The following is a 26,904-nucleotide window of genomic DNA, read 5'->3' on the forward strand; positions in this document are numbered from 1 at the left end:
ATGTCCGCGTTCCAATCCGTCGCGGTGATCGGCGCGGGCGCCTGGGGCACGGCGCTGGCGACCGTGGCCGCACGGGCCGGGCGCGCCGTGACGCTTTGGGCGCGCAACGCCGAACATGCCGCGCGGATCGCATCGACGCGCGACAATCCGCGGCTGCCCGGCGTGCGGATCGCCGCCGAGATCGTCGTCACGAGCGACCTCGCCGAGGCGTCGCGCGCGGACATGCTGCTGATCGCGACGCCGGCGCAGCATCTGCGCGGCGCGGTCAACATGCTGGCCTCGCATCTGGCAAGGCCCGCGCCGATCGTGGCCTGCGCCAAGGGCATCGAGCACGGCACCCACAAATTCATGACCGACGTGATTGCGGAAGCCGCCCCCAGCGCGCAGCCGGCGATCCTGTCGGGACCGAGCTTCGCCGATGACGTCGCGCGCGGCCTGCCGACCGCGGTGACGCTGGCGGCCGGCGATGAGCGGTTGGCAAGCGCGCTGGTGCAGGCGCTGGGCTCGCCGACATTCCGCCCCTATCACTCGACCGACATCCGCGGCGTCGAGATCGGCGGCGCCGCCAAGAACGTGCTGGCGATCGCAGTCGGCATCGCGGTCGGGCGCAAGCTCGGCGCCTCCGCCCAGGCCGCGCTGACGACGCGCGGCTTTGCCGAACTGACCCGCCTCGGCCGCGCGCTCGGGGCACGCAGCGAGACGCTCGCGGGGCTCTCCGGTCTCGGTGACCTCATCCTGACCTGCGCGAGCCCGCAATCGCGCAACTTCGCGCTGGGGCTCGCGCTCGGACGCGGCGAGCCGTCGCCGGCCGGCAAGCTCGCCGAAGGCGAGTTCACCGCGCCGGTCTTGATCGAGCTCGCAGCTTCGCGAAACATCGAGATGCCGGTCTCGGAAGCGGTCGCGGCGATCCTGGGCGGCCGGAGCACGATCGACGCGGCGATTTCGGGGCTGCTGACGCGCCCCTTCAAGTCTGAGGAATGACGTCTTCTCGTCATGCCCGCGCTTGTCGCGGGCATCCACGTCTTGATATTGAACTGGTGACGAAGACGTGGATGGCCGGGACAAGCCCGGCCATGACGAATGGACAGGGCGCGTTGTCATGAACTACTGGCTGGTGAAATCCGAACCGTCGGTGTGGTCCTGGGACCAGCAGGTGGCGAAGGGCGCCAAGGGCGAGGCCTGGACCGGCGTGCGCAATTACACCGCGCGCCAGAACCTCGTCGCCATGAAGAAGGGCGACAAGGCGTTCTACTATCATTCCAACGAGGGCAAGGAGATCGTCGGCATCGCGGAGGTCATCAAGGAGGCCTATCCCGATCCGACCGACAAGACCGGCAAATTCGTCTGCGTCGACATCAAGGCCGACAAGCCCTTGAAGAATCCGGTGACGATGGCCGCGATCAAGGCCGAGAAGAAGCTGGCCGATATGGCGCTGGTGAAATATTCGCGGCTCTCGGTGCAGCCGGTGACGGCGGAGGAGTGGAAGCTCGTCTGCAAGATGGGCGGGATTTAGTCGCCGCACGTATAGCTCTCGTAGGGTGTGAAAGGCGCACTCCGCGCCGTGCCCACGAACTCTCTCGATATTTGTTAGAAATGGTGGGCACGCTTCGCTTTGCCCACCCTTCGGCACCGGCGTTACACCGCCGCTGTGGCCACCACTTGCGCCAGCAGCTGCTCGCGCCGCGCCTGCGAGCGCTGGCCCTTCATGGTCGCGGCAAAGCGTTCGAGGATGCCCTCCTCGAAGGCGGTGACGATGGTGTCGTGGACGTAGCTCTTGCGGCAGATCGCCGGCGTGTTGGAGAGCTTGTCGGCGGCGGCGCGGATCGCGTCCAGCACCTGCTTGTTGCGGCCGCGCTGGCTGGTCGCCGGCGTGATGCGTGACAAGGATTCGACGACCACGGCGGAGGCCATCAGCGTGCGAAAATCCTTCAGCGAGATCTTGATGCCGGCGATCTCGCGCAGGAACGCGTTCACCTGCGTGGTGCTGACCGCACGCACGATGCCGTTGGCATCGCGATACTGGAACATCCGCTTGCCGGGGACGCCCTGCAAGATGCCGATGGCGCGCACCAGCTTGGCCGCGTCGCATTCCTTGCGCACGGCCTTGCCGCCCTTCGCCTTGAAGGTCAGCACGAAGCAATCGTCTTCCAGCGTGACGTTCGACTTCAGCAGCGTTGTCGCGCCGCGGGTGCCGTTGAGGCGGGCATAGGATTCGTTGCCGGGGCGGATCGCGGTGCGCGCGATCAGCTCGATGACGGCGGAGAGCGCAAATTCACGCGTCGGCTCGTCACCCGACAGGAACGCCGAGACCTTGCGCCGGATCTTGGGCAGCGCACCGACGAGCTTCTCCAGGCGATGTGCCTTGCGATGCTCGCGGACCTTCTCCCAATCGGCGTGATAGCGATATTGCAGCCGGCCCGCGGCATCGCGGCCCACGGCCTGAAGATGCGAGCTCGGATCGGCCGAATAGCGCACCTCGCGATAGGCCGGCGGCACCGCCATGGCGTGCAGCCGGCGGATGGTGCGGGCATCGCGGATGTGGGCGCCGTTGGGACGGACGAAGGAATAGCCCTTGCCGCGCCTGATGCGGCGAATGGTCAGCTCGTTCTGGTCGCCAAGCCGCAGGCCGAGTTCCTTGGCAAGCGCCTCGACCGTCGCCGGCGCCGTGTCAAAGGTCTTTTTGGGGCTGGGACCCCTGAAAGGGGCCGATTTGGGCCATTGTCCGAGGGCCTTGGCCAGCGCAATGGCCGCAGGATCGGCTGAAGCGGGCCGTATCGTCCCGAGATTCTGCTGATCCATCATAGTCTTATGCCTTAGCCCTGTCTGTTATCGGTCAATGCCGCAATTCTGATTTTTGTTCCGAAGAGCCTCTTTGGACCCGGGTTGGCCATTTAGGGTGTTCCGAACCGCATTGCGAGTCCCGAATCAGTGACCAGAGGTTACCCAATACCGGCCGCACCGCATGGACGCCCTGCGTCGGCCGATTTCTGAGGCTTGGGTGGAGGCCTGAACGCTCCCCAGGTCCTGTTTCAGATCTGCGACAGTCGCCGCAGGCGGGCTTGATCTTCCGCATGGCCGGCGACCCGCCGAAGGTCCAGCTTGTGCTCCTTGTCGGGTCCGGTTAGCCCGACGCATAATCAGTCAATGATCAAGTCGGCTCGCCGGTCGCTCGCGTTCGGCCTGCCGAATGTGGAGGGAAAGCATGTCCGAGAAGATCTACGACGTCCCTGCGGAGTGGGCGAAGCGCGCCTGGGTCGACCAGGCCAAGTACAAGGAGATGTACGCTCGCTCGATCTCGGACCCGAACGGTTTCTGGGCGGAGCAGGCCAAGCGCATCGACTGGATGCATGCGCCGACGAAGATCGAGAACGTCTCGTTCGCACCCGGCAACATCTCGATCAAGTGGTTCGAGGACGGCATCCTCAACGTCGCCTACAATTGCATCGACCGGCATCTCGCCAAGCGCGGCAACCAGACCGCGATCATCTGGGAAGGCGACGATCCCTCGCAGTCCAAGCACATCACCTACCAGGAGCTGCACGACGAGGTCTGCCGGATGGCCAACATCCTGCGCACCCGCAATGTCGGGAAAGGCGACCGCGTCACCATCTACCTGCCGATGATTCCGGAAGCGGCCTATGCGATGCTCGCCTGCGCCCGCATCGGCGCGATCCACTCCGTGGTGTTCGCGGGCTTCTCGCCGGACAGCCTCGCCCAGCGCATCAACGACTGCAAATCCAAGGTCATCATCACCGCGGACGAAGGCCTGCGCGGCGGCAAGAAGGTGCCGCTGAAGGCCAATGTCGACGCAGCGCTCGCCAAGGCCGACGGCGTCGACTGGGTCGTCGTGGTCAAGCGCACCGGCGCCAAGATCGACATGAATCCGACGCGCGACCTCTGGTATCACGAGGCGGCGGCCATGGTGACGACGGAATGCCCGGTCGAGCACATGCACGCCGAGGACCCGCTGTTCATCCTCTACACGTCGGGCTCGACCGGCCAGCCCAAGGGCGTGCTGCACACCTCAGCCGGCTATCTCGTGTTCGCCTCGATGACGCATCAATACGTCTTCGACTATCACGACGGCGACATCTACTGGTGCACCGCGGATGTCGGCTGGGTCACCGGCCACAGCTACATCCTCTATGGGCCGCTCGCGAACGGCGCGACCACGCTGATGTTCGAAGGCGTGCCGAATTACCCGGATAATTCCAGGTTCTGGAACGTCATCGACAAGCACAAGGTCAACATCTTCTACACCGCGCCGACCGCGATCCGCGCGCTGATGCAGTCGGGCGACGAGCCGGTGAAGAAGACCTCGCGCGCGAGCTTGCGCCTGCTCGGCTCGGTCGGCGAGCCCATCAACCCGGAAGCCTGGGAATGGTATCATCGCGTCGTCGGCGACGATCGCTGCCCGATCGTCGACACCTGGTGGCAGACCGAGACCGGCGGCATCCTGATCACGCCGCTGCCGGGCGCGACCAAGCTCAAGCCCGGCTCGGCGACCCAGCCGTTCTTCGGCGTGGTGCCCGAGATCGTCGATGCCGACGGCAAGGTGCTCGAGGGCGAAACCTCAGGCAATCTCTGCCTCACCCGCTCATGGCCGGGCCAGATGCGCACCGTCTATGGCGACCATGCCCGCTTCGAGCAGACCTATTTCTCGACCTACAAGGGCAAGTATTTCACCGGCGACGGCTGCCGGCGCGATGCCGACGGCTATTACTGGATCACCGGCCGCGTCGACGACGTCATCAACGTCTCCGGCCATCGCATGGGCACCGCGGAAGTCGAGAGCGCGCTGGTGGCACATGAGAAGGTCTCGGAGGCCGCGGTGGTCGGCTTCCCGCACGACATCAAGGGCCAGGGCATCTACGCCTACGTCACCCTGATGGCCGGCATCGAGCCGACCGAGGATCTGCGCAAGGAGCTCGTCACCTGGGTGCGCAAGGAGATCGGTCCGATCGCCTCGCCCGACCAGATCCAGTTCGCGCCGGGCCTGCCAAAGACCCGTTCCGGCAAGATCATGCGCCGCATCCTGCGCAAGATCGCCGAGGACGAGCCGGGCAGCCTGGGCGACACCTCGACCCTGGCCGATCCCGCCGTGGTCGATGACCTCGTCAAGAACCGGCAGAACCGGAAGCCGGCGTAAGGCAAGCCCGTGCCCCGGACGCAGCGCAGCACGCAAGTGATGCGCTGCCGAGCCGGGGCCCATCCTGCCGTGGAAGAAAGAACTAGGTCCCGGGTCGGCGCTCCGCTTCGCTGCGCTTGTCCGGGACACGAGAGCGGCTGTTGAGCTCGCCTTCAACCAACAGCCGTTCATAGCCTCACGCGCTTGTCAGCGCGCGCCGCGGCGCGGCGGTATATTTCCCGCCGAGTGTTGTTTTCAGGTCATTTACTTTATTTCGAACATTTCCTTTGTTCCCCCTGCTGGCCGGCCTTCGGTGGCCGCGCGTGGAAACCATCCGGTTAACGGGCGCGGTTAAGAATGTCCCCTCACGAGGACTTGGCGCGGCGGCGATTGCGGGTTCTGCGTCATTTTGGATGATCCGATTGGGGCAAGGGGGAGATCGATGTCGATGAGGATTGCGGTGGCGATGGCCGCCATCATCGGAGCCGGGATCTTGATGTCGACGGCGGCAGAAGCGCGGCCGGAAATAGTGGGCACGCGCCTTGCGGACTATTCGCCGGGCACGATCGTGGTCAAAACCAGCGAGCGCAAACTCTATCTCGTTCTCGATAACGGCCACGCCGTGCGCTATCCGGTCGGCGTCGGCAAGTCCGGCAAGCAATGGGCCGGCACGACGAAGATCGACGGCAAGTATCGCAACCCGGCCTGGGCGCCGCCGGCCGAGGTCAAGCGCGACAAGCCCAACATTCCCGACATGATTCCCGGCGGCTCGCCCCGCAACCCGATGGGCGTCGCGGCGCTGACGCTGGCCGGCGGCGAATACGCCATCCACGGCACCAACGTGCCGGGCTCGATCGGCGGCTTCGTCTCCTATGGCTGCATCCGCATGCTCAACGACGACATCACCGATCTCTATAGCCGCGTCTCCGTCGGCACCACGGTGGTCGTGACGCGCTGATCCCGCGATCGGCCGCGACAACAACGAGCCGCGTCTTTGGACGCGGCTTTTTTGTTACCAGAACCGCCAGCCGCGTGCGCACCAGCCGTCGCGATGGCCGCCGTTGTAGCTGCGCACGAAGCCGCCGGCGAGCAACGCCGCGGAAACGTTCGCGGTCCGCCGCGTCGCGACATCGGCGAGCACGCGGCCATATTTGTCCGGACCGAGATTGGTGATGGTCACGCCGCCCTGGCCGAGCAGATCGCGCAAGGCACGGGCCGCGGCTTCGGCCTTGTCCAGCTCCTCCTGGCAGGATGCTTTCAGTTCGGGCGCATCGATGCCGCGCAGCCGAATGCGCACGACGTGATCGCGTCCCTCACGCACACGAACACGCGCGAGAAAAGTATCGCCATCGACTGCACGGATGAATTCGACGGGACGCACATCCGCGTGGCCGGTCTGCTGAAGAACGATCTCGGCATCTCCGGTACGATCGGCCTCGGGAACGAGCCAATGCGTTCCATGACGAAATGTGAGCACGACGGCCAGCGCGATGCTCACCACGAACATCCAGGGCAGTAGGCCGGTGAAGCGGCGGCCGAACGGCGAGCCGCCGAACTGCGGACGATAGGAATGGGGACGATCCTTGAAACGCATCAGCTCACGCTAGGACTGAGTCGGGGGAACTCACAAGCGCAAGCGCGCACCCGGCGGAACCGGATCCGCTGTGAGCTTGCACGAAATTTCCGCTTCGACAGCGCGTCAGCCGTAGTTCTACTGGGCGACCGCGAATCTTTTCAAATTCTCAATCATTGGTTGCGCATACCTGTTATACGACAAATCGAGGGGAGATTGCCGTGGGGTCATTCAGGTTTCGCATTGGAACAAAGCTCGGCATCGTCACGGGCGTGAGCGTCGTGTTGGTCGGCGGCATGCTGACCAATCAAATGCTCGGCAACCGCTCGATTGCGGAATCCAATCGTCTCGTCACGATCAACTATCTCAACAAGGGCAATGCGCAGGCGGCGCAGACGGCGATGGCACGGGCGCAGCTCGCCGCTCTCGAGCTCGGCTCGGCACCGTCGGCCGGTGAAGCGGACAGGCTGCTCGAGCTTCTCCGCACCCGGGCGGGCGAAGCCGGCACGGAGATCCACGCAGCGATGGAGCGGGCGACCCGGAAGGTCACGCAGGACGCCTACCGCGAGACCAAGAAATTCGTCGACGCGTATCTGGCCAGCGGCGTCGAGCTGGCGGCGGCGCAAAAGGCCGTCATTGCCGCTCCTGCAGGGGGTGCCAAGCTTGCAGCCGAATCGGCCAGGGCAAGCATTCTCGCCGAGCAGATGCGGCCGGCAGCCCAGGAGGTCAGCAAGCGGATCGACGATCTCGTCGGCGTCGCCAACGAATTCGCCGCGCGCCGCAAGGGCGAGATGCTGGCCGAACTGGACCGGGTCGCGAACTTCGCCTTGATCGTCGGTCTCTTCGTGGTCCTGACGCTGATCGGCTCCGCGGTCTTTTCCGTCTTGAACGTCGCCCGCCCGATCCGGCGCATCGGCGACGTGCTCCTGCAACTCGCGGGAGGCAACAAGGCGGTCGAAATTCCCTACACGAGCCGCGGCGACGAGGTCGGTGACAACGCCCGCGCAGCACAGACCTTCAAGGAAAATCTGATTCGCATCGAGCAGATGGAAGCCGAGCAGAAGAACCAGGAAGCCGCAGCCGCCGCCCAGCGCAAGCAGGAGATGACCCGGCTCGCCAACGCGTTCGAAACTGCGGTCGGCGGCATCATCGACTCGGTGTCGACCGCCTCCCAGCAGCTCGAAGCCGCGGCCGGCACGTTGTCGGGCACGGCCGAACAGACCCAGCAGCTCTCTGGAATGGTCGCCGCCGCCTCGGAGGAAGCCTCCACCAATGTGGGAGCCGTGGCGTCCGCGGCCGAGGAAATGAGCACGTCGGTCGTCGAGATCGGCCGCCAGGTGCACGATTCCAGCCGCATCGCCGGCGATGCGGTCAAGCAGGCCGAGCGCACCGATGCCCGGATCAACGAGCTGCTCAAGGCGGCGGGCCGCATCGGCGACGTCGTCAAACTGATTACGGCCATCGCCGAGCAGACCAACCTCCTGGCGCTGAACGCAACGATCGAGGCCGCCCGCGCCGGCGAATCCGGCCGCGGCTTTGCGGTCGTGGCGAGCGAGGTCAAGGCGCTCGCGGCGCAAACCGCGCGTGCGACCGAGGAAATCAGCTCACAGATCGCCGGCATGCAATCGGCAACGGAGGACTCCGTTGGAGCGATCAAGGAAATTGGGACGACCATCGGCCGCATCTCCGACATCTCGACGACCATTGCCGCGACGATCGAACAGCAGGGCGCCGCGACGGCCGAGATTGCGCGAAACGTCAGCGAAGCGGCCAAGGGAACGGTCGAAGTCGCGGACAAGATCGCCCACGTCAGCCAGGGCGCCAGCGCGACCGGCGCGGCATCGGGACAGGTGTTGGCGTCGGCGCGCTCGCTGTCGCGCGAGAGCGGTCTCCTGAAGACCGAGGTCGAGAAGTTCCTCGACACCGTGCGCGCCGCATAGGTCAGCAACGACGCGGCGAGCACAATTGCCGTGCTCGCCGGACATTCACAACCCCCGGGATTACCCGGGTTTGACCGGCGCCCTTGGCAACGATAGGTTGAACATAGAAGCGTAAGCAACTTGCTTGCGGAACTTGTTCAGCGAGTCCCCCACCATGAACATCGACGCATCGTCCCCCGATTCGCTCGAGCGAATCGCCGATCTCGTTCGTCAGCAACATCCTTCACTCGAAACCACGCTGCTTTCGCCGGTGGACGGATTCCAAACCAGGACCGTCGCGCTCGAAACGCTGATGCGCGAGGTGACGGAGTGCCTGGCCGACGGCTTCAAGCATCGTCCGCCGCAAGATTTTCCCATGCTCTATTTTGCATGCGGCAAGGCGCGCGTCGGATCGACGGCCCTGAGCAATCTGTTCGGCATGACGGGGATGCCTTCCTATTACCAGCCGTTGAAGGCCATGCTGCGCGATGCGCTCGTCGGGCACAGGCCGGCACCGTGGATCGTGCCGTCGGCGGACGACGAGCCGCATATCTTCAGCAAGGAAACGATCGGACCCTACGTGCTCGCCGAGAGCCTGTTCAATCCGCTCAAGTTGCTGATCGAGGCGGGCTATCCGCCGCACCGCCTGTACCTCATCATGCTCGACCGCGAGCCGGCGAGCTCGCTGGCGTCGTGGCTCGACAAGCTGATCTCGCGCGCGCCTGCAGATGTACTGCTGCGGCACTATGTCGTTGCCGCGCTCAGCGCGGCTCAGGTCGCCAGCTACGCCCAGCGACACGACGTTGCCGTCACTCACTACGTCTACGAGGTGAGCAAGGAGGCCGTGTCGTCGATCCGCGTGCTGTTCGACCGGATCGGCCTTTCGGGCAGCTTCAACGAGAATGCCGTGACGTCCTGGCGGGAACCGGGAGAGGCGCAAGCGAACAACGCGCGCGTCATCTTCCCGAGCGAAGCGACCATCTACAAGGTGCCCAATCTGCACACCTCCGACAGTGCCTATCGCTACCAGCGCCGTGCCACCGCCTCTCTGAGCGAAGCGCAACGCGAGGTTCTGGAGCGCTGTGGTGTCAACGATGCCTATCGCGCCTCGGTCGCAGCCTGCGTTCGCGACCTCGGCCTGAATGCGGCGCTGTCGCAACGTCTGTTCGGCGACTGGTTCGCTGCGGCCGCGTGATCGTCATGCTGGACATTCCCACCAACGCCGATCCCACCCTCCGTGAAGATGCAGGCGGCAAGCAGCTTCCTGTCGCCAGCCATCTCCGACGCCTGGAAGCGGAAAGCATCCACATCCTCAGGGAGACGGCAGCCGAGTTCCGCAAGCCGGTCATGCTCTACTCGATCGGCAAGGATTCCTCGGTGCTGCTGCATCTGGCGATGAAGGCGTTTCATCCCGGCAAGCCGCCGTTTCCGCTGCTGCACGTCGACACCACCTGGAAGTTCCGCGAGATGATCGCATTTCGCGACCGCCGCGCACACGAACTCGGCCTCGATCTGATCGTCCATACCAACAACGACGGATTGCGCGAGGGCATCGACCCCTTCACCCACGGCTCGGCCCGCTACACCGATGTCATGAAGACGCAGGCGTTGCGGCAGGCGCTCGAATGTCACGGCTTCGATGCCGCGATCGGGGGAGCGCGGCGCGACGAGGAGAAGTCGCGTGCCAAGGAGCGCGTGTTCTCGCACCGGAGCGCGGCGCATCGCTGGGATCCGAAGAACCAGCGGCCCGAGCTATGGAGCCTGTACAACACGATGCTCGCGCCCGGCGAGAGCATGCGGGTGTTTCCGCTGTCGAACTGGACCGAGCTCGACGTCTGGGACTACATCCTGCTCGAGGACATCCCGATCGTTCCACTCTATCTGGCGGCCTCGCGCCCCGTGGTCGAGCGCGACGGCGCGTTGATCATGGTGGACGACGAACGGCTGCCGCTGCATGCAAGTGAACAGCCGCAATGGCGCTCGGTCAGATTTCGCACCCTGGGCTGCTATCCGCTCAGCGGTGCCACGATCTCGACGGCGGCAACCCTGCCCGAGATCGTGCGGGAGATGACGGCCTCGCGCACCTCCGAACGGCAGGGACGCATGATCGACCGGGACAGTCCGGCATCGATGGAGCGCAAGAAAGCGGAAGGCTACTTCTGATGTCCTATCACGAAGCCCCCACGATCGCCGCTTCCGGTGCGCCGCGGCTGGACCAGGACGACCGTCCGACGCTGCGTTTCGTCACTTGCGGCAGCGTCGACGACGGCAAGAGCACGCTGGTCGGCCGCCTGCTCTACGATTCCAAGACGCTGCTCGACGACCAGCTCGACGCGCTGGCGTCCGAGAGCAAGACCGTCGGCACCACCGGCGGCGATCTCGATTTCGCGCTGCTGGTCGACGGCTTGCAGGCGGAGCGCGAGCAGGGCATCACCATCGACGTCGCCTACCGCTTCTTTGCCACCAGGCTGCGCCGCTTCATCGTCGCCGACACGCCAGGCCATGCGCAATATACGCGCAACATGGCGACGGGCGCCTCCAACGCCGAGCTCGCCGTGGTGCTGGTCGACGCCCGCAAGGGCGTGATCACACAGACGCGGCGCCATAGCCATATCCTGTCGCTGCTGGGTATCCGTCACGTCGTGCTCGCCGTGAACAAGATGGATCTGATCGGATTCGACGGAGATCGCTTTGCGGCCATCACTGCCGAATACCTGACCATGGCCGGGCAGCTCGGGATATCGCAGGTCCAGTGCATTCCGGTGGTGGCGCCCGACGGCGACAACATCGTCGCCGCGAGCGCGCGGATGCCCTGGTACGCCGGGCCGACCGTCACGGCCTATCTGGAATCGGTCGACGTGTCCGGCGACGCCTCGCAGCGGCCATTCCGGTTGCCGGTGCAATGGGTCAACCGGCCGAACGCGGAGTTTCGCGGCTTCTGCGGCCGGATCGCCAGCGGAACGATTGCGACCGGCGAGACCGTCGCGGTGCAGCCCTCGGGCCGTCAGACCCGCGTCGCGCGCATTCTCACCCCCGGCGGCGAACGCGATCGCGCGGCGGCGGGCGAATCGATCACGCTCACATTGGCCGACGAGATCGACGTCAGCCGCGGCGACGTGCTGACGGCCGGTCCCGCGCCGCAGCTCTCGGATCAATTGGCCGCCCACCTCGTCTGGTTCGACGACGAACCCATGGTCGCGGGCCGGCGCTATATGCTCAAATGCGGCACGGCCTCGACCGGTGCGGTGGTCACGACGCTCAAGCATCGCATCGCCATCGACACCATGGCCCAGGAGAGCGCCGCAACGCTCGATGCCAACGAGATCGGCTTCGCCGATCTCAACCTCGACCGTCCATTGGCGTTCGAGGCCTATCGCGACGACCGCGACATGGGCAGCTTCATTCTGGTCGACCCGATCAGCCACCGCACCGCCGCGGCGGGAATGATCGAGCATTCGCTCCGCCGCGCCACCAACGTTCATTGGCAGCGGCTTGCCGTCGACAAATCGGTGCGCGCGCGGCTGAAGCAGCAACGGCCATGCGTGCTCTGGTTCACGGGACTGAGCGGTGCCGGCAAATCGACGATCGCCGATCTCGTCGACCGCAGGCTCGCCGAGCTCGGCCGCCACGCCGCGTTGCTCGACGGCGACAATCTTCGCCACGGCATCAACGGCGACCTCGGCTTCTCCAGCGCGGACCGGGCCGAGAACGTCCGGCGCGCCGGGGAGATCGCCGCGCTGTTCGTCGATGCCGGCATGATCGCGCTGGTCGCGCTGATCTCGCCGTTCCGCAGCGAGCGCGAGCTGGCGCGCCAGCGGGTCGAGGCGGGCGAATTCATCGAGATCCATGTCGCGACCCCGCTCGCCGAATGCGAGCGTCGCGATCCCAAGGGACTCTATCGCAAGGCACGGGCAGGCGAGATACCGGCGTTCACCGGCATCGACCAGCCTTACGAGGCGCCGCAGGCGCCGGAAATCACCATCGATAGCTCGGAGCTGTCGACCGACGCGGCTTGTGAGCGCATCATCGGTTACTTGCGAGAACGCAATTACCTGTAACGACCGGCCCTGACTCCGATACAGCCACGAAGGAGGTGCGCTCCCTCTCCGCTTGCGGGAGAGGTCAAGCGTGAGGCTCAGAAGTCGGAGGCGATGCCCTTGCGCTCCCAGTCACCGTAGCGGGTCGGCTCGGGTCCCTTCGGTCCCTGCAGTTCCTTCGCCTTGGCCGTGGCCTCGCTGCCGGCTTCCGCGGCAGCAGCCTGCCGGCGTGCCTCGGCTTCGGCCAGCGCGCGCTGGGCTGCCGGCGTGAGCGGCTTGCGATCGGGAACAGGAGGCTGGTCACTCATCGTCCGGTCTTCTAGCGCAGGACGGGCCGCAATGCGACGTGCAATAACGCATTCCTGAAATCAGGCCCGAAAGGGCTGAAAAAGCCGGAAGCGATTCTTACATTTGGCATATTCGCGTGCCAGAGATCGCCTTCTCGAGGCATGCGCCCATTGCGGCGGAACTGCCGCTCGCTCAGAACCTTGCTTCCGCATGCCATCTCAACGTTTTGCTCCTCCGCCCGAAGTGCCAGGCCTTGCGGCACGACGGATTGCCGCCGACATCGTCGACGGCGTGCTGCACAAGCGCCGCACGCTTGACGACCAGCTCGACGGCAGCGGTGCCCATCCCGGACTGAAGTCGCTGGCCGATCGCGACCGGGCGTTGATGCGGCGCCTGGTTGCCACCGTGCTGCGCCGGCTCGGCACGCTCGGCCACGTGCTGTCGCGCCTGCTCGACAAGGGCATTCCCTCCGACGCGCCGCGTGCGCAGAGCGCGCTGCTGATCGGCGCGGCGCAGATCCTCTGGATGGACGTGCCGGATCACGCCGCCGTCGATCTCTCCGTTCGCCTGGTGCAATCCGACCGGCGCGCCGCGCGCTATGCCGGCCTCGTCAATGCCGTGCTGCGCCGCTGCGCGCGCGAGGGCAAGGCGCTGGTCGAGGAGGTCGCCACGCAATCGCTCGACCTTCCGCCATGGCTGCTCGCGCGCTGGAGCGCACATTATGGCGAAGCCACCGCACGAGAGATGGCGCTGGCGCTCGGCCACGAGCCCTCGCTCGATCTCACTGTGAAGTCGGATCCCGCGCAATGGGCGAGCCGCCTGCACGGCGAGATGCTGCCGACCGGGACGGTGCGGATGCTGCTGCACGGCTCGGTGACGATGCTGCCCGGCTTCACCGAGGGACAATGGTGGGTGCAGGACGCCGCCGCCGCGCTGCCGGCCCGGCTGTTCGGCGACGTCAAAGGCAAGTCCATTGCAGATCTCTGCGCCGCCCCTGGCGGCAAGACCGCACAACTGGCGCTGGCGGGCGCGCAGGTCACGGCGATCGACCGCTCGCCGGCCCGGGTGGCACGGCTGCGCGAGAACCTGGCGCGGCTGTCGCTCCAGGCCGAGACCGTCGTCGCCGACGCCGTGGAATGGGCCGGCCCGGCCGAGGGCTTCGACGGTGTCCTGATCGATGCGCCCTGCACCTCGACCGGCACGATCCGCCGCCATCCCGACGTGGCTTGGCTGCGGCAGGAATCCGACATCGCCCCCCTGACCGCGCTCCAGCAACGGCTGCTGCGAAAATCGGTGTCGCTGCTCAAGCCGGGCGGTACGCTGATCTACTGCACCTGCTCGCTGGAACCCGAAGAAGGCGAGCAGGCCGTGGCGACGCTGCTGGCGGCCGAGCCGGCGCTTCGCCGCGTTCCGATCGCGGCCGCGGAGGTCGCGGGCCTCGACGAAATCCTCAACCCGGAAGGCGATCTGCGCACCCTGCCCTGCCATCTGCCGCATGCCGATCCCAAGCTCGGCGGGCTCGACGGATTTTTCGCGGCCCGGCTGGTTAAATCCTGATTTTGCACTGGATTTTGCGACCACGGCGCTGATTCGCGCCGTTCAAGGTGGTGTCAGACGGCCGATTTTGGGATTAATAGGGATTCGTCGCTAATTCTCTCCCCCTTCAAGGCACGGCGTGTCGGTCGCTCAACGCAGACATATCTCGACGCTGGTCATGAACCGCTTCGCGCGGAACATGCTTGCGCGCGCGAGCGGCGGTTCGGTTGCGCTGTCGCGGGTCTGGCCCAGCCGCACCGACCGGCTGATCATCGCGCCGCACGATCTGCGCACCGCGGATGCGACCCGCGCCGCCGAGATCTATGCCGGCCGCTTCGTCTTCGCCGGCAAGATCGTCAATTGCCACGGCCGCTCGATCTTCGATCTCGAGCCACCGTCGGAGGACTGGGAGGTTGCGCTGCTCGGCTTCGGCTGGCTGCGCCATTTGCGCGCCGCCGACACCGCGCTGACACGGGCGAATGCGCGCGCTCTGATCGAGGACTGGATCGCCAACCCCGCCAACAAGCGCCGCCCGGTCGCGCGCCGCGCCGACGTGCTGGCGAGGCGCGTGATCTCGCTGCTGTCGCAGGCGCCGCTGGTGCTGAGCGAGACCGATAACAAATTCTACCGCCGTTACTTGCGCGCCCTCGCCCGCGAGATCCGGTTCCTGCGCTACACTATGGTCGACATTCCGGACGGAGTGCCGAAGCTCCAGGTGCTGATCGCGCTGTGTTATGCGGCGCTGTGCCTTGCCAACCAGACGCGTCACATCCGCAACGCATCGAAGAAGCTGTCGGACGAGTTGCAGCGGCAGATCCTGCCCGATGGCGGACACATCTCCCGCAACCCGGGCGCGCTGATCGAGCTCCTGATCGACCTCTTGCCCTTGCGGCAGACCTTTGCCGCGCGCAACATCGCGCCGCCGCCGGCGCTGCTCAACGCGATCGACCGCATGATGCCAATGCTGCGCTTCTTCCGGCACGGCGACGGCAATTTCGCGCTGTTCAACGGCATGAGCGCGACATCTTCGGACCTGCTGGCCACGCTGCTCGCCTATGACGACACCCACGGGGCGCCGATGGCCAACATGCCGCATACCGGCTTTCAGCGCCTCGATGCCGGCCAGACCACTGTGATCATCGACACCGGCCCGCCGCCGCCGGCCAGCGTCAGTCACGACGCCCATGCCGGCTGCCTGTCGTTCGAGCTGTCCTCCGGCATCAGCCGCATCGTCACCAATTGCGGCATGCCGACCACGGGGCGCGACAATTGGCGACCGTTCGCACGCGGCACCGCGGCCCATTCCACCCTGACCTACCACGACACCTCGTCCTGTCAGTTCGTCGAGATGTCGGCGATGAAGCGGCTGCTGCACGGCTCACCCGTCACCAGCGGACCCGTCGAGGTCGAGAGCTATCGCGAGATCGTGCAGAACGGCACGCTGCTGACGACGTCGCATGACGGTTACCTCGCCAAATTCGGCGCGATCCACCGCCGTGTGCTGATGATCGCCAATGACGGCGCGCGCATTGATGGCGAGGACACGCTGTCGCCGCCGCAGGGCGGACGCTTCAAGGGCGCGGATGCCGATTTCGCGCTGCGCTTCCATCTGCATCCGGCGGTGAAGGCCAGCCGGCTGTCGGACGCCCGCGGCGTCATGCTGGTGCTGCCGAACCGCGACGTCTGGACCTTCGAGGCGCTCGACGACAAGGTCGATCTCGAGGATAGCGTGTTCCTGGCCGGCAACGACGGCCCCCGCCGCACCGCCCAGATCGTGATCCGGCAGGATGCCCGGCAGGCGCCCTCGATCCGCTGGAGCTTTGTGCGTTCCACCGCCTCGCCGGCGGTGACCAACGCCCGGAGAAATGCGCGGCGAGAGCCGGAACTACCGCTGTAAACGTGCGATTCCGTCAGATCCGGTCGTTGTGAAAACGGCCGAAAACTGCTATCGAGCCCTCGCTCGCGCGACTGGCGACCTTGGATGGAGCACCATCGGGAAGCGCGGGCCGTAGCCGCCGCGCGCCTGGGCATAGACACTCCTTAAGACAGAGGATCTTGCTCATGACTGACCATCCCCGCCGCGTCACCCGCGCCCTTCTCTCCGTCTCCGATAAGACCGGCCTGATCGAGTTCGCCAAGGCGCTGGCCGCGCATGATGTCGAGCTGGTCTCGACCGGCGGCACCGCGAAAGCGATCGCCGCGGCCGGTCTCAAGGTGAAGGACGTCTCCGACCTGACTGGCTTCCCCGAGATGATGGACGGCCGCGTCAAGACGCTGCATCCGAAGGTGCATGGCGGCCTGCTCGCGATCCGCGACAACAAGGAGCATGCGGAGGCGATGAAGGCCCACGGCATCGCGCCGATCGACCTGCTCGTCGTCAACCTCTATCCGTTCGAAGCGACTGTCGACAAAGGTGCGGGCTTCGAGGATTGCATCGAGAACATCGACATCGGCGGCCCCGCCATGATCCGCGCCGCCGCTAAGAACCATGACGACGTCACCGTCGTGGTCGAGGCTCAGGACTATCAGGCCGTACTCGACGAGCTCGCCGCCAACAACGGCGCGACCACGCTGAAGCTGCGCCGGCGGCTTGCGGCAAAGGCCTATGCACGCACCGCGGCCTATGACGCCGCGATCTCGAACTGGTTCAACCGGCAGCTCGAGATCGACGCACCCGACTTCCGCGCCTTCGGCGGCAGGTTGATCCAGTCGTTGCGCTATGGCGAGAACCCGCACCAGACCGCGGCGTTCTATGCGACGCCGGACAAGCGCCCGGGCGTCTCGACCGCGCGGCAGCTCCAGGGCAAGGAGCTCTCCTACAACAACATCAACGACACCGATGCGGCCTATGAATGCATCGGCGAGTTCGACGCCAAGCGCACCGCGGCCTGCGTCATCGTCAAGCACGCCAACCCCTGCGGCGTCGCCGAAGGATCGAACCTCGTCGAGGCTTATCGCAGGGCGCTGGCCTGCGATTCCACGTCCGCGTTCGGCGGCATCATCGCGATGAACCGTCCGCTCGACGCCGACACCGCGCGCGAGATCACCAAGATCTTCACCGAGGTCATCATCGCGCCGGATGCGACCGAGGAAGCGATCGCCATCATCGGCGGCAAGAAGAACCTGCGCCTGCTGCTCGCCGGCAGCCTGCCCGACCCCCGTGCGCAGGGCCTCACCGCCAAGACGGTGGCCGGCGGCCTCCTCGTGCAGAGCCGCGACAATGCCGTGGTCGATGACATGACCTTCAAGGTCGTGACCAAGCGGGCACCTACCGAGGCCGAGATGCGCGACCTCAAGTTCGCGTTCCGCGTCGCCAAGCACGTCAAGTCCAACACCATCATCTACGCGAGGGACCTCGCCACCGTCGGCATCGGCGCGGGGCAGATGAGCCGGGTGGATTCAGCCCGTATCGCCGCGCGCAAAGCGCAGGATGCCGCAGCTGAGCTGAAGCTCGCCGAGCCGCTCACCAAGGGCTCGGTGGTGGCGTCGGATGCGTTCTTCCCGTTCGCCGACGGCATGCTCGCCTGCATCGAGGCTGGCGCCACCGCCGTGGTGCAGCCCGGCGGCTCGATGCGCGACGACGAGGTGATCAAGGCCGCGGACGAGCACGGCATTGCCATGGTGTTCACAGGCACGCGGCACTTCAGGCATTGAGCCGCTAGCAAGAACGTCGACGATCCCATCAGGGCCGTCATTGCGAACGTAGCGAAGCAATCCAGAATCTTTCCGCAGATGCAGTCTGGATTGCTTCGTCGCTTCGCTCCTCGCAATGACGAAAGTAGAGCGCGTCGTGCGACTAATCCCGCACCCGCATCAACAATCCCAGACCTGCGACGAAGAACACCACCAGCACGGCCATGCCGGCCTTCTGGCTCGCGGTCACCGCCGTGATCATGCCGATCAGGAGCGGTCCGATGAAGGACGTCACCTTCCCGGTCAGTGCGAACAGGCCAAAATACTGCGCGATGCGGTCTTTCGGTGCGAGGTGGATCAGCAGCGTGCGGGAGGCGGCCTGGAGCGGACCGCCGGCCGCGCCGATCAGGCAGCCCAGCACGAGATAGGCGCGCTCGGCCGCGCTCGAGAACAAACCCGCGCCCGCTTGCGGCGGCGCGACCTTGACGAACAACACGCTGTCCTTGTCGACCAGCAGGATCGCCGCCACGGACAGCAAGAGAAGCAGCAGGCTGCCGGCAATGACGCGCTTCGGCCCCAGACGATCATCCAGCTTGCCGCCGAACCATGCGCCGAATGCCCCGGCGATCGCGAGCATGATGCCGAACGTGCCGATCTGGATCGTGTGCCAGCCGAAAGTGCCCGCGGCATAGATGCCGCCGAAGGCGAACAGCGACACCAGACCGTCGGTGTAGATCATATTAGCGAGCAGGAACGCCGCGAGCGATTTCTGCCTCGGCAGATGCTTGATCGATTGCCTGAGCTCCGACAGGCCCTCGCGCAGTGCCTCGTGCAGCGGACGCTTGGCCGGATAGTCCGGCGTGAACAGGAACATCGGCGTCACGAAGATGATGAACCACAGCCCGGTCAGCGGCCCGGCGGCGCGATCGCCCTGATGCGTCACGGGATCGAGCCCGAACAATGGCGTGAGGCCGAGCAACGTGCGGCCGGTCTCGGGATTGGCGACGAGCAGGCCGAGTACGATGATCAGGCTGACGATGCCGCCGACATAGCCGGTCGCCCAGCCGGTGCCGGAGAGCCGGCCGATCCGCTCCGGCGGCACCAGGGTCGGCATCATCGCATTGTTGAAGACGGTGGCGAACTCGGCACCGACGCTGGCGAGCGCAACCGCGGTGAGCAGCAACGGAATGACGGCGACATCGCCGGGCCTGCCGATCCACAGCGTGCACGATGCCAGCACCAGCACCGTGCCGAATCCGGCGATCCATGGTTTCCTGCGGCCCGCAGCGTCGGCGATGGCTCCCAGCACCGGCGACAATAGCGCGATTACAAGGCCCGCCGAAGCCATCGCAAACGCCCATAGCGATTGGCCGGTGGCGGGATTCGGCGCAACGCTGGTGGCGAAATACGGTGCGAACACGAAGGTCGTGATCAACGTGAAATAGGGCTGCGCGGCCCAATCGAAGAAGATCCAGCTGACGACGGCGGCGCGTGGCGGATAAGTCCGCGGCGCATCGGCCATGCGCGCATCCGGGGCGATCGTCGTCATCACGCAGGCCTCATCACGAACAGTTTTGCCTCTCTTGAGCCAAACCGTATAGCATTGCGGCGAGGCGTGTGAACTGGTCCGAAGTCCCGGCGGAAGTTTGATAATGTCGTCACATTCGACACGGCGAACGTTTTTCGCCGTCATAGCCGCTCTGGCGTTCGGTCTCGCCGCCGCGACTGCCCAGGATGCGCGACAGACCTATGTTCCAGCCGCGCCCGGCACGGTGCGCGCCATTGCCGCCGAACACGGCATGGTGGTCGCGCAGGAGAAGATATCCGCGCAAGTCGGCGCCGAGATCCTGCGGCGCGGCGGCAATGCGGTCGATGCAGCCGTCGCGACCGGCTTTGCGATGGCCGTGACCTATCCGCGCGCCGGCAATATCGGCGGCGGCGGCTTCATGGTGATCCATTCCGCCGACCGCAACGAAGACATCACGATCGACTACCGCGAGACGGCACCGGCTGCGACCAATCCGCAGATCTTCCTCGGCGCCGACGGCAAGCCCGATCCGGCGAAGTCACGGGATTCCGCCCTTGGCGTCGGCGTGCCCGGCACGGTCGCGGGACTCAATCTGGCACTCGAGAAATACGGCTCGGGCCGGTTCACGCTAGCGCAATTGCTCGAGCCTGCGATCGCGCTCGCCCGCGATGGTTTCGTCGTCAGCGACGACATCGCCGATACGCTGCCGGGCTGGCACCGGCGGCTGGCACGCTGGCCTTCGACCGCAAAAATCTTCTCGCGGGCCGACGGCACGCCGCTTCGCGAGGGCGACAGGTTGATGCAGGGCGACCTTGCCGAAACGCTGTCGGCCGTCGCGGCACAGGGACCGCGCGGCTTCTATGAGGGACCGGTCGCGGAAAAGCTCGCCAAAGCCGTGGCTGATGCCGGCGGCATCATGACGCCGGCCGATTTGAAAGCCTATCAGGCCGTGATCCGCGCGCCGGTGCGCGGCACCTATCGCGGCTACGACATCGTGTCGATGCCGCTGCCTTCGTCCGGAGGCATCGTCTTGGTGGAGACGCTCAACATCCTCGAGGGCTTTCAGCTTGGCGATTTGAAGCAGGGATCGCCGGCATCCCTGCATCTCCTGGTCGAGGCCATGAAGCGGGCCTATGCGGACCGCGCGCGCTATCTCGGCGATCCCGCCTTCGTCAACGCACCGATCGAGACGCTCACCGCGAAGGACTACGCCGCCAAGCTGCGTTCCGGCATCACGGCCGATCGCGCCACGCCGTCGAAAGAGCTCGCCTCTGCGGCCCCCTCGCCGCGTGAGGGCAGCAACACCACGCATTTCTCCGTGGTGGATTCCCGCGGCAACGCGGTCAGCAACACCTACACGCTGAACTTCAGCTACGGCGTCGGCCTCGTTGCCGACGGCACCGGCGTGCTGCTCAACAACGAGCTCGACGATTTCACCGCCGCGGTCGGCGCTTCCAATGCCTACGGCCTCGTCGGCTTCGAGGCCAATCTGCCCGGACCTGGCAAACGTCCGCTCTCGTCGATGTCGCCGACCATCGTGCTCAGGAACGGCAAGCCGGTGCTGGTGACGGGCTCGCCCGGCGGCAGCCGCATCATTTCCAGCGTGCTGCAGGTGATCGTGAACGTCCTGGACTACAAGATGGATGTCGCGGCCGCCGTCGCAGCGCCTCGGCTGCATCATCAATGGTTGCCCGACGAAGTGCGGATCGAGCGCGGGTTTGCCGAGGATGTGCTGCTCGAACTGAAGGCGAGAGGCCACGCGATCGTCGAGCCGATGGGACAGACGTCGGCCAATTCGATTCTGGTGTCGCCGAACGGACCGCTCGGCGCACCGGATCCCCGCACACGGGGCGCAGAAGCGGCCGGCCAGTAACCGCTTCGCTTACCGCCCCACCTCGTACGGCCCGCCCTTCTCCAGCGCACGCGCATAGGCCGGGCGCGCGTGGATGCGCTCGAGGAATGCCATTGCCTTGGGATGGCCCTGCTCGAGCCCGCCGCGCGCTTGCGCCGCTTCGAGCGGAAAGCTCATCTGGATGTCGGCTGCGGTGAATTCGTTGCCGGCAAACCATTCGCTCTTCGCAAGCTCACCTTCCCAATAGTCCATGTGCTGCTTGAGCTGCGGATTGACCAGCGTGGTCAGCGCCTGGTTCGAGACCTTGCGCACCAGCGGACGAAGCAGCGCCGGCGCGCGCTTCGGCATCAGCGTGAACAGCAGCTTCAGCAGCAGCGGCTGCATCGCCGATCCCTCGGCATAATGCAGCCAATAGGTGAAGCGCAGCCGCTCCGGTGTATCAGGCGGCGGAATCAGCCGGCCATTGCCGTAGGTCGCGAGGATATATTCGATGATCGCACCCGACTCGGCGATGGTGTTGCCGTTGTCGGTGACGACGGGCGACTTGCCGAGCGGGTGGATGGCGCGCAGCTCCTTCGGCGCACGCATGTCGGGCTGGCGCTGGTAGCGCACGATCTCGTAAGGGACGCTTAGCTCCTCGAGCAACCACAGCACGCGCTGCGAGCGGGAATTGTTGAGGTGGTGAACAATCAGCATCGTGAGGTCCCCAGGGCTAGGCGTGGTAGCTAGGCGCAGTCGTGCGGCGGCGCCGTTGGTGCCAGCCCAGGGGCGCAATGTCGAGCCGAGGGTGCGAATATTTTCACCCGGGTATATTGACGTTGATAATTTACCCGGGTATTAAATGAGACCCGACGTCATCAATATGGCAATAATTTCAATGCATCGGACTTTCACCGCGTTCCAGGGGCCGCGTCGCCTGGTGTCCGGACCCGCAGGCGAAGTCGCGCTTGTGGTCAAGCGGGTGGCGCCGCGGCCGGACGAGGCCATCATCATCTTCGAGGATGCCACGGGCCGATCGATCGACTTCGATCTGCGCGGCGGCGATCGCGAGGTGCTGGCACGGCTGGCCAAGCTCGTCCCGCCGCCGGTCGAGGAGAGCGCGCCGCCGAGCGAGCCACGCGGGCGCGGCCGGCCCAAGCTCGGCGTCGTCGCACGCGAGGTGACGCTGTTGCCGCGGCACTGGGAGTGGCTCGGCGCGCAGCCGGGCGGCGCCTCGGTCGCGCTGCGCAAGCTCGTCGACGAGGCGAGGCGCGCGAGCGGCGACAAGGACCGCGAGCGGCAGGCGCGCGATGCGGCCTATCACTTCATGTCGACCATGGCCGGCAATCTGCCGCGGTTCGAGGAAGCTTCGCGCGCGCTGTTCGCAGACGACCGGCGGCGCTTCACCGCAACTATCGCCGACTGGCCGCCCGACATCCGCGACCACATCGTCAAGCTCGCCTACAGCGACCGCGCGTAAACCGCGCGGCGCTCTTCACAACCTCCATCGACGGCCGAGCCGCGCATTGCGCGGCAACGGTTTCGCACGCCCTGACGAAAGGCCGATCCATGTCCGCCCCAAAACCGCTCTGGACGACATTCCTCCGCTTCCTCGCGCCCTTGATGCTGAGCAACGCGCTGCAATCGCTGTTCGGCACCGTCAGCAACGTCTATCTCGGCCAGATGATCGGCGTCGACGCGCTGGCGGCAGTCTCGGTGTTCTTCCCCGTGATGTTCTTCCTGTTCGCCTTCGTCATGGGACTGAGCACCGGCGCCACGGTGTTGATCGGCCAAGCCTTTGGCGCAGGCGCGCACGGACGGATCAAGGTCATCGCGGGCTCGACACTCGCAGTCGGCCTGCTGCTGTCGATCTCGATCGCACTGATTGGCGGGCTCTTCAGCCGTGAACTGATGATGGCGCTCGCCACGCCGCCGGACATTCTCGATCAGGCCAGCGCCTATGCGAGGATCATGCTGCTGACCATGCCGCTCGGCTTCGTCTTCCTGCTGATGACGGCGATGATGCGCGGCGTCGGCGATGCGCTGACGCCGCTGCTGGCGCTGGCGTTGTCGACTGCGGTCGGCCTGATTCTAACGCCATTGCTGATCCGCGGCACGTCGGGATTGCCAGCGGCTGGAATCACCAGTCCGGCGTGGGCATCGGCGATCGCCAACGCGGTGACGCTGATCGCGCTCTCCGTCCATCTGCTGCGGAGGAAGCACGCGCTCGCACCGGACGCCGTCATGATGTGTCATCTTCGGTTCAACGGCGCCGTGCTGCGAAACGTTCTCGGCATCGGTCTGCCAAGCGCCATCGGCATGGTGGCCATGGCCATCGCCGAGCTGGTGCTGCTTGGTCTCGTCAACAGCTTCGGCTCGAACGCCACGGCCGCGTACGGCGCCGTCAACCAGGTGATGGGCTACACGCAGTTCACGGCGATGTCGATTTCGATCGCGGTTTCGATCCTCGGCGCGCAGGCGATTGGCGGCGGTGACAGGGCGGGCCTCGACGGCATCGTGCGCACCGGCGTTGCGTTCAACCTCGTGCTGACCGGCGGGCTGGTGGCCCTGATCTATCTCGCACCGCGCGCCGTGCTTGGCATCTTCATCACCGACGGCGTCGTGCTCGATCTGGCGAAAGAACTGCTTTACATCGCCTTGTGGAGCTCGGTGCCGTTCGGCCTGGCGACCGTGTTTTCGGGCGCAATGCGTGCCGGCGGCGTGGCGTTCACGCCGATGTTGCTGTCGATCTTCGCGATCGTCGTGATCGAGCTGCCGGCCGCGATCATCCTGAGCCGCACGATCGGCATCGACGGCGTATGGGCCGCCTATCCGATCGTGTTCTGCGCCATGTTCGTTTTGCAGATGGGCTATTACCTCCTGGTGTGGCGCAAGCGGGCGATCCGCCGCCTGATCTGATCGTCAGAGTATTATGACCATCATTAAACGGTGGACCTGTGGCGTGCGCTGCGCCACAATGTGCGAAAGCCGCCCTGAGGGAGAAGAAAGTTGACCCGTATTGCCCCGCAGTTCCTGTTCGATTTCGGCAGCCCGAACGCCTATCTCAGCCATCTCGCGATCCCCGCGATCGAGCAGCGCATCGGCGTCAGGTTCGAATACGTCCCGATCCTGCTCGGCGGCATCTTCAAGTCGACCAACAACAGGTCGCCGGCCGAGACGCTCGCCGGCATCAAGAACAAGCGTGAATTCCAGCAGGTCGAGACCGAGCGCTTCATCAGGCGCTTCAAGGTCCAGCCCTATGTCTGGAATCCGCACTTTCCCGTCAACACGCTGAACCTCATGCGCATGGCGATCGCGGCGCAAGCGGAAGGCGTGTTCGAGGCCTATGTCGAGGCCGCCTTCCATCACATGTGGCGCGAGCCGAAGAAGATGGACGATCCTGAAGTCGCGGCGAAGGCGCTGGCCTCCTCCGGCCTCGATGCCCAGAAGCTGTTCACCCGCGCGCAGGAACCCGAGGTGAAGGCCAAGCTGATCAAGAACACCGAGGAGGCGGTCGTGCGCGGCGCGTTCGGCTCGCCGACCTTCTTCGTCGGGAACGAGATGTTCTTTGGCAAGGAGCAGCTCCGCGAGGTCGAGGAGATGGTGCTGGAACGGGGCGAATAGGGAATGGCGAATAGCGAGTCGTGAAATTGTGACTCGTGATTTGCGGCCTCTCACCCTATTCGCTATTCCCTACTCGCCATTCGCCTCGTTCAACGGAGCTCTCGCATGCGTATCCTGGTGGTCGGCGCCGGCGCCATCGGCGGCTATTTTGGTGGCAGGCTGTTGCAGGCCGGCCGCGACGTCACCTTCCTGGTCCGGCCGCGCCGGGCCGGCGAGCTCGCCAGCGCCGGACTCGTCATCAAGAGCCCGAATGGCGACGTGACCGTGAAGAATCCGCCGACCGTGCAGGCCGACGCGCTCAAGGACAAGTTCGACGTCGTGCTGCTCAGCTGCAAGGCGTTCGATCTCGACGATGCCATCAAGTCGTTCGCAGCCGCCGTCGGGCCGAACACCTCGATCATCCCGATGCTGAACGGCATGAAGCATCTCGACATCCTCGATGCCAAGTTCGGCAAGGAGCGCGTGCTCGGCGGCCTCTGCGCCATCGCCGCGACCTTGAACGAGCAGCGTGAGGTGGTGCAGCTCCAGCCGATGCAGGCGCTCAGCTACGGCGAGCGCGACGGCAAGCTGTCCGATCGCGTCAAGGCGATCGACGAAGCCTTCAAGAGCGGCATCACCGGCGCCGCCGCCAGCCAGAACATCATGCAGGACATGTGGGAGAAGTGGGTATTCCTCGCTTCGCTGGCGGCATCCACCAGCCTGATGCGGACCTCCGTCGGCAACATCCTCGCAGCGCCCGGCGGCCGGGATTTCCTGCTCGGCATGCTGGATGAGACCAGCGCGATCGCCACCGCGTCGGGCTATCCGCCGGGCGGGCCGTTCTTCGAGCGGGTGAAGGGCAACCTCACCACCGAGGGCTCGCCGATGACGGCCTCGATGTTCCGCGACATCAAGGCCGGCCTGCCGGTCGAGGCCGATCACGTCATCGGCGACCTCATCGCGCGCGCCGACGCCGCCAAGGTGCCGGTGCCCAAGCTCCGCATCGCCTACACGCATTTGAAGGCGTATGAGAAGCAGCGGCTGGGATAACTGCAGCTACACACTCGGTGTCGTCCCGGGTTCGCGCTTTGCGCGCCCCGGCATGACGAGCCGCGTTTGCATCCCGCGCTACTTCAAATGCGCGAGATAGTGCGAGACGGCGGTGATCTCCTCGTCGCTCATGCGATAGGCGACATCGACCATCGCAGCGACGCCGTTGCCGATGCGCTGGCCGGCCTTGTAGTCGTGCAGCGCCTTGATCAGATATTCCTCGCGCTGGCCCGCGAGCCGCGCCACGGCCTTGGTGCCGGCATAGCTGTCCGTGTGGCACGAGGCGCAGCGGCGGCCCGCGGCAACCTGCGCGCCCTTTTGCGACAGCTCCGGATCCTTGTCCTCCGGGCCCTTCGGCGGCGCCAATTGCGAGAAATAGGCGCCGAAACTCCGGATGTCTTCGTTGGTGATCTCCTCCGCGATCGGTTTCATCTGCTCGTTCTTGCGCGCGCCGGCGCGGAAGAACACCAGCTGCCACTGGATGAACTGATCGGGCTGCGCGGCGAGCGAGGGGACGTTCTCGGTCTGCGAAATGCCGTTCTCGCCGTGACAGCCGGCGCAGGCGGAGGCCTTTTCCTTGATCGCGGAATTATCGGCAGCACCCGCCGGCACGGCTCCGAGCGCCAGGAGCGCGATCGCGCTGATTGCGTGCGAGATGAATGGCCGGCGCATGAGGGAATTCCGATCTGATCAAGTGCGTCGCTTCCGGGGCGTGCGGAGCGCCCTGGGTCCATAACCACGGCTCGGGGCCATGGGTTCCGGACTTGCGCTGGCGCGT

22 protein-coding genes and 1 riboswitch are annotated in these 26,904 nt (G+C 65.7%); of the genes, 16 read left to right on the forward strand and 6 right to left on the reverse strand.

Translation table 11 applies throughout. The annotated features are described in order from the left end of the window. Together K410_RS0102575 and K410_RS0102580 are read left to right on the forward strand one after the other, a co-directional pair. Positions 1 to 981 carry an NAD(P)H-dependent glycerol-3-phosphate dehydrogenase gene (locus K410_RS0102575; protein WP_028133388.1) on the forward strand — a complete coding sequence of 327 codons (981 nt, stop codon included), beginning with the start codon at positions 1 to 3 and terminating at the stop codon, positions 979 to 981. Positions 982 to 1,099: 118 nt separating this feature from the next. Further along, a complete protein-coding gene (locus tag K410_RS0102580; RefSeq protein WP_028133389.1) occupies positions 1,100 to 1,513 on the forward strand; it encodes an EVE domain-containing protein in 414 nt (137 codons plus the stop codon). A gap of 122 nt (positions 1,514 to 1,635) precedes the next feature. Here K410_RS0102580 and K410_RS0102585 read toward each other — a convergent pair whose 3' ends face one another. Continuing rightward, entirely contained in the window at positions 1,636 to 2,802 is a 1,167-nt protein-coding gene (locus K410_RS0102585; RefSeq protein WP_028133390.1) for a DNA topoisomerase IB, read from the reverse strand. Between the two features lie 400 nt (positions 2,803 to 3,202). Here K410_RS0102585 and acs point away from each other — a divergent pair, with 400 nt between their 5' ends. Next, entirely contained in the window at positions 3,203 to 5,149 is a 1,947-nt protein-coding gene (gene acs / locus K410_RS0102590; RefSeq protein ID WP_028133391.1) for an acetate--CoA ligase, read from the forward strand. 421 nt (positions 5,150 to 5,570) lie between these two features. Further along, positions 5,571 to 6,086, forward strand: a complete 516-nt coding sequence (locus K410_RS0102595) for a L,D-transpeptidase (RefSeq protein ID WP_028133392.1) — start codon at positions 5,571 to 5,573, stop codon at positions 6,084 to 6,086. Between the two features lie 54 nt (positions 6,087 to 6,140). Here the strand turns inward: K410_RS0102595 and K410_RS0102600 are convergent, their stop codons facing one another. Next, positions 6,141 to 6,722 carry a thermonuclease family protein gene (locus K410_RS0102600; protein ID WP_049819905.1) on the reverse strand — a complete coding sequence of 194 codons (582 nt, stop codon included), beginning with the start codon at positions 6,720 to 6,722 and terminating at the stop codon, positions 6,141 to 6,143. Between the two features lie 200 nt (positions 6,723 to 6,922). Here K410_RS0102600 and K410_RS0102605 point away from each other — a divergent pair, with 200 nt between their 5' ends. The 4 genes from K410_RS0102605 (at position 6,923) to cysN (ending at position 12,678) form a co-directional block, all read left to right on the forward strand. Continuing rightward, positions 6,923 to 8,641 carry a methyl-accepting chemotaxis protein gene (locus tag K410_RS0102605; protein WP_028133394.1) on the forward strand — a complete coding sequence of 573 codons (1,719 nt, stop codon included), beginning with the start codon at positions 6,923 to 6,925 and terminating at the stop codon, positions 8,639 to 8,641. A 154-nt stretch (positions 8,642 to 8,795) separates the two neighbouring features. Next, positions 8,796 to 9,815, forward strand: a complete 1,020-nt coding sequence (locus K410_RS0102615) for a sulfotransferase family protein (RefSeq protein ID WP_028133395.1) — start codon at positions 8,796 to 8,798, stop codon at positions 9,813 to 9,815. A 5-nt stretch (positions 9,816 to 9,820) separates the two neighbouring features. Beyond that, entirely contained in the window at positions 9,821 to 10,783 is a 963-nt protein-coding gene (cysD, locus tag K410_RS0102620; RefSeq protein ID WP_028133396.1) for a sulfate adenylyltransferase subunit CysD, read from the forward strand. After that, positions 10,783 to 12,678, forward strand: a complete 1,896-nt coding sequence (gene cysN / locus K410_RS0102625) for a sulfate adenylyltransferase subunit CysN (RefSeq protein ID WP_028133397.1) — start codon at positions 10,783 to 10,785, stop codon at positions 12,676 to 12,678. Before cysD ends, cysN begins: the two co-directional genes overlap by 1 nt. Positions 12,679 to 12,755: 77 nt before the next feature. Here cysN and K410_RS0102630 read toward each other — a convergent pair whose 3' ends face one another. Next, positions 12,756 to 12,965 (reverse strand): DUF1674 domain-containing protein, encoded by a 210-nt coding sequence (locus K410_RS0102630; protein WP_028133398.1) that lies wholly within the window; start codon positions 12,963 to 12,965, stop codon positions 12,756 to 12,758. Positions 12,966 to 13,155: 190 nt separating this feature from the next. Here K410_RS0102630 and K410_RS0102635 point away from each other — a divergent pair, with 190 nt between their 5' ends. The 3 genes from K410_RS0102635 (at position 13,156) to purH (ending at position 18,135) form a co-directional block, all read left to right on the forward strand. Continuing rightward, positions 13,156 to 14,502 (forward strand): RsmB/NOP family class I SAM-dependent RNA methyltransferase, encoded by a 1,347-nt coding sequence (locus tag K410_RS0102635; protein WP_028133399.1) that lies wholly within the window; start codon positions 13,156 to 13,158, stop codon positions 14,500 to 14,502. A gap of 157 nt (positions 14,503 to 14,659) precedes the next feature. Continuing rightward, positions 14,660 to 16,378, forward strand: coding sequence for a heparinase II/III family protein (locus tag K410_RS0102640; protein WP_028133400.1), 1,719 nt, complete (start codon positions 14,660 to 14,662; stop codon positions 16,376 to 16,378). Between the two features lie 57 nt (positions 16,379 to 16,435). Then, a riboswitch (ZMP/ZTP riboswitch) is annotated at positions 16,436 to 16,517 on the forward strand. Positions 16,518 to 16,542: 25 nt separating this feature from the next. Then, positions 16,543 to 18,135: a bifunctional phosphoribosylaminoimidazolecarboxamide formyltransferase/IMP cyclohydrolase gene (gene purH, locus K410_RS0102645; protein WP_028133401.1), complete on the forward strand. Its 1,593-nt coding sequence runs from the start codon at positions 16,543 to 16,545 to the stop codon at positions 18,133 to 18,135. A 142-nt stretch (positions 18,136 to 18,277) separates the two neighbouring features. On the opposite strand, the gene K410_RS0102650 is transcribed toward purH, so the two are convergent. Continuing rightward, a complete protein-coding gene (locus tag K410_RS0102650) occupies positions 18,278 to 19,663 on the reverse strand; it encodes an MFS transporter (protein ID WP_028133402.1) in 1,386 nt (461 codons plus the stop codon). Between the two features lie 103 nt (positions 19,664 to 19,766). Between K410_RS0102650 and ggt the strand changes: the two genes are divergently transcribed. Beyond that, positions 19,767 to 21,515, forward strand: a complete 1,749-nt coding sequence (gene ggt / locus K410_RS0102655) for a gamma-glutamyltransferase (RefSeq protein WP_196235982.1) — start codon at positions 19,767 to 19,769, stop codon at positions 21,513 to 21,515. A gap of 9 nt (positions 21,516 to 21,524) precedes the next feature. Here ggt and K410_RS0102660 read toward each other — a convergent pair whose 3' ends face one another. After that, entirely contained in the window at positions 21,525 to 22,190 is a 666-nt protein-coding gene (locus tag K410_RS0102660) for a glutathione S-transferase family protein (RefSeq protein WP_028133404.1), read from the reverse strand. A 166-nt stretch (positions 22,191 to 22,356) separates the two neighbouring features. Here K410_RS0102660 and K410_RS0102665 point away from each other — a divergent pair, with 166 nt between their 5' ends. From K410_RS0102665 to panE, 4 genes are all read left to right on the forward strand, one after another. Beyond that, positions 22,357 to 22,953, forward strand: coding sequence for a DUF2239 family protein (locus tag K410_RS0102665; RefSeq protein ID WP_028133405.1), 597 nt, complete (start codon positions 22,357 to 22,359; stop codon positions 22,951 to 22,953). 89 nt (positions 22,954 to 23,042) lie between these two features. Then, complete coding sequence (locus K410_RS0102670) at positions 23,043 to 24,392, forward strand: MATE family efflux transporter (RefSeq protein WP_028133406.1); 1,350 nt, start codon at positions 23,043 to 23,045, stop codon at positions 24,390 to 24,392. 90 nt (positions 24,393 to 24,482) lie between these two features. Continuing rightward, positions 24,483 to 25,097 carry a 2-hydroxychromene-2-carboxylate isomerase gene (locus K410_RS0102675; protein ID WP_028133407.1) on the forward strand — a complete coding sequence of 205 codons (615 nt, stop codon included), beginning with the start codon at positions 24,483 to 24,485 and terminating at the stop codon, positions 25,095 to 25,097. A 105-nt stretch (positions 25,098 to 25,202) separates the two neighbouring features. After that, a complete protein-coding gene (gene panE, locus K410_RS0102680; protein WP_028133408.1) occupies positions 25,203 to 26,126 on the forward strand; it encodes a 2-dehydropantoate 2-reductase in 924 nt (307 codons plus the stop codon). A 78-nt stretch (positions 26,127 to 26,204) separates the two neighbouring features. Here the strand turns inward: panE and K410_RS0102685 are convergent, their stop codons facing one another. Beyond that, positions 26,205 to 26,798 carry a c-type cytochrome gene (locus K410_RS0102685; protein WP_028133409.1) on the reverse strand — a complete coding sequence of 198 codons (594 nt, stop codon included), beginning with the start codon at positions 26,796 to 26,798 and terminating at the stop codon, positions 26,205 to 26,207. Positions 26,799 to 26,904 lie beyond the last annotated feature (106 nt).

Origin of the sequence: Bradyrhizobium sp. 22 (assembly GCF_000482425.1) — a bacterium.
Lineage (GTDB): Bacteria > Pseudomonadota > Alphaproteobacteria > Rhizobiales > Xanthobacteraceae > Bradyrhizobium > Bradyrhizobium japonicum_B.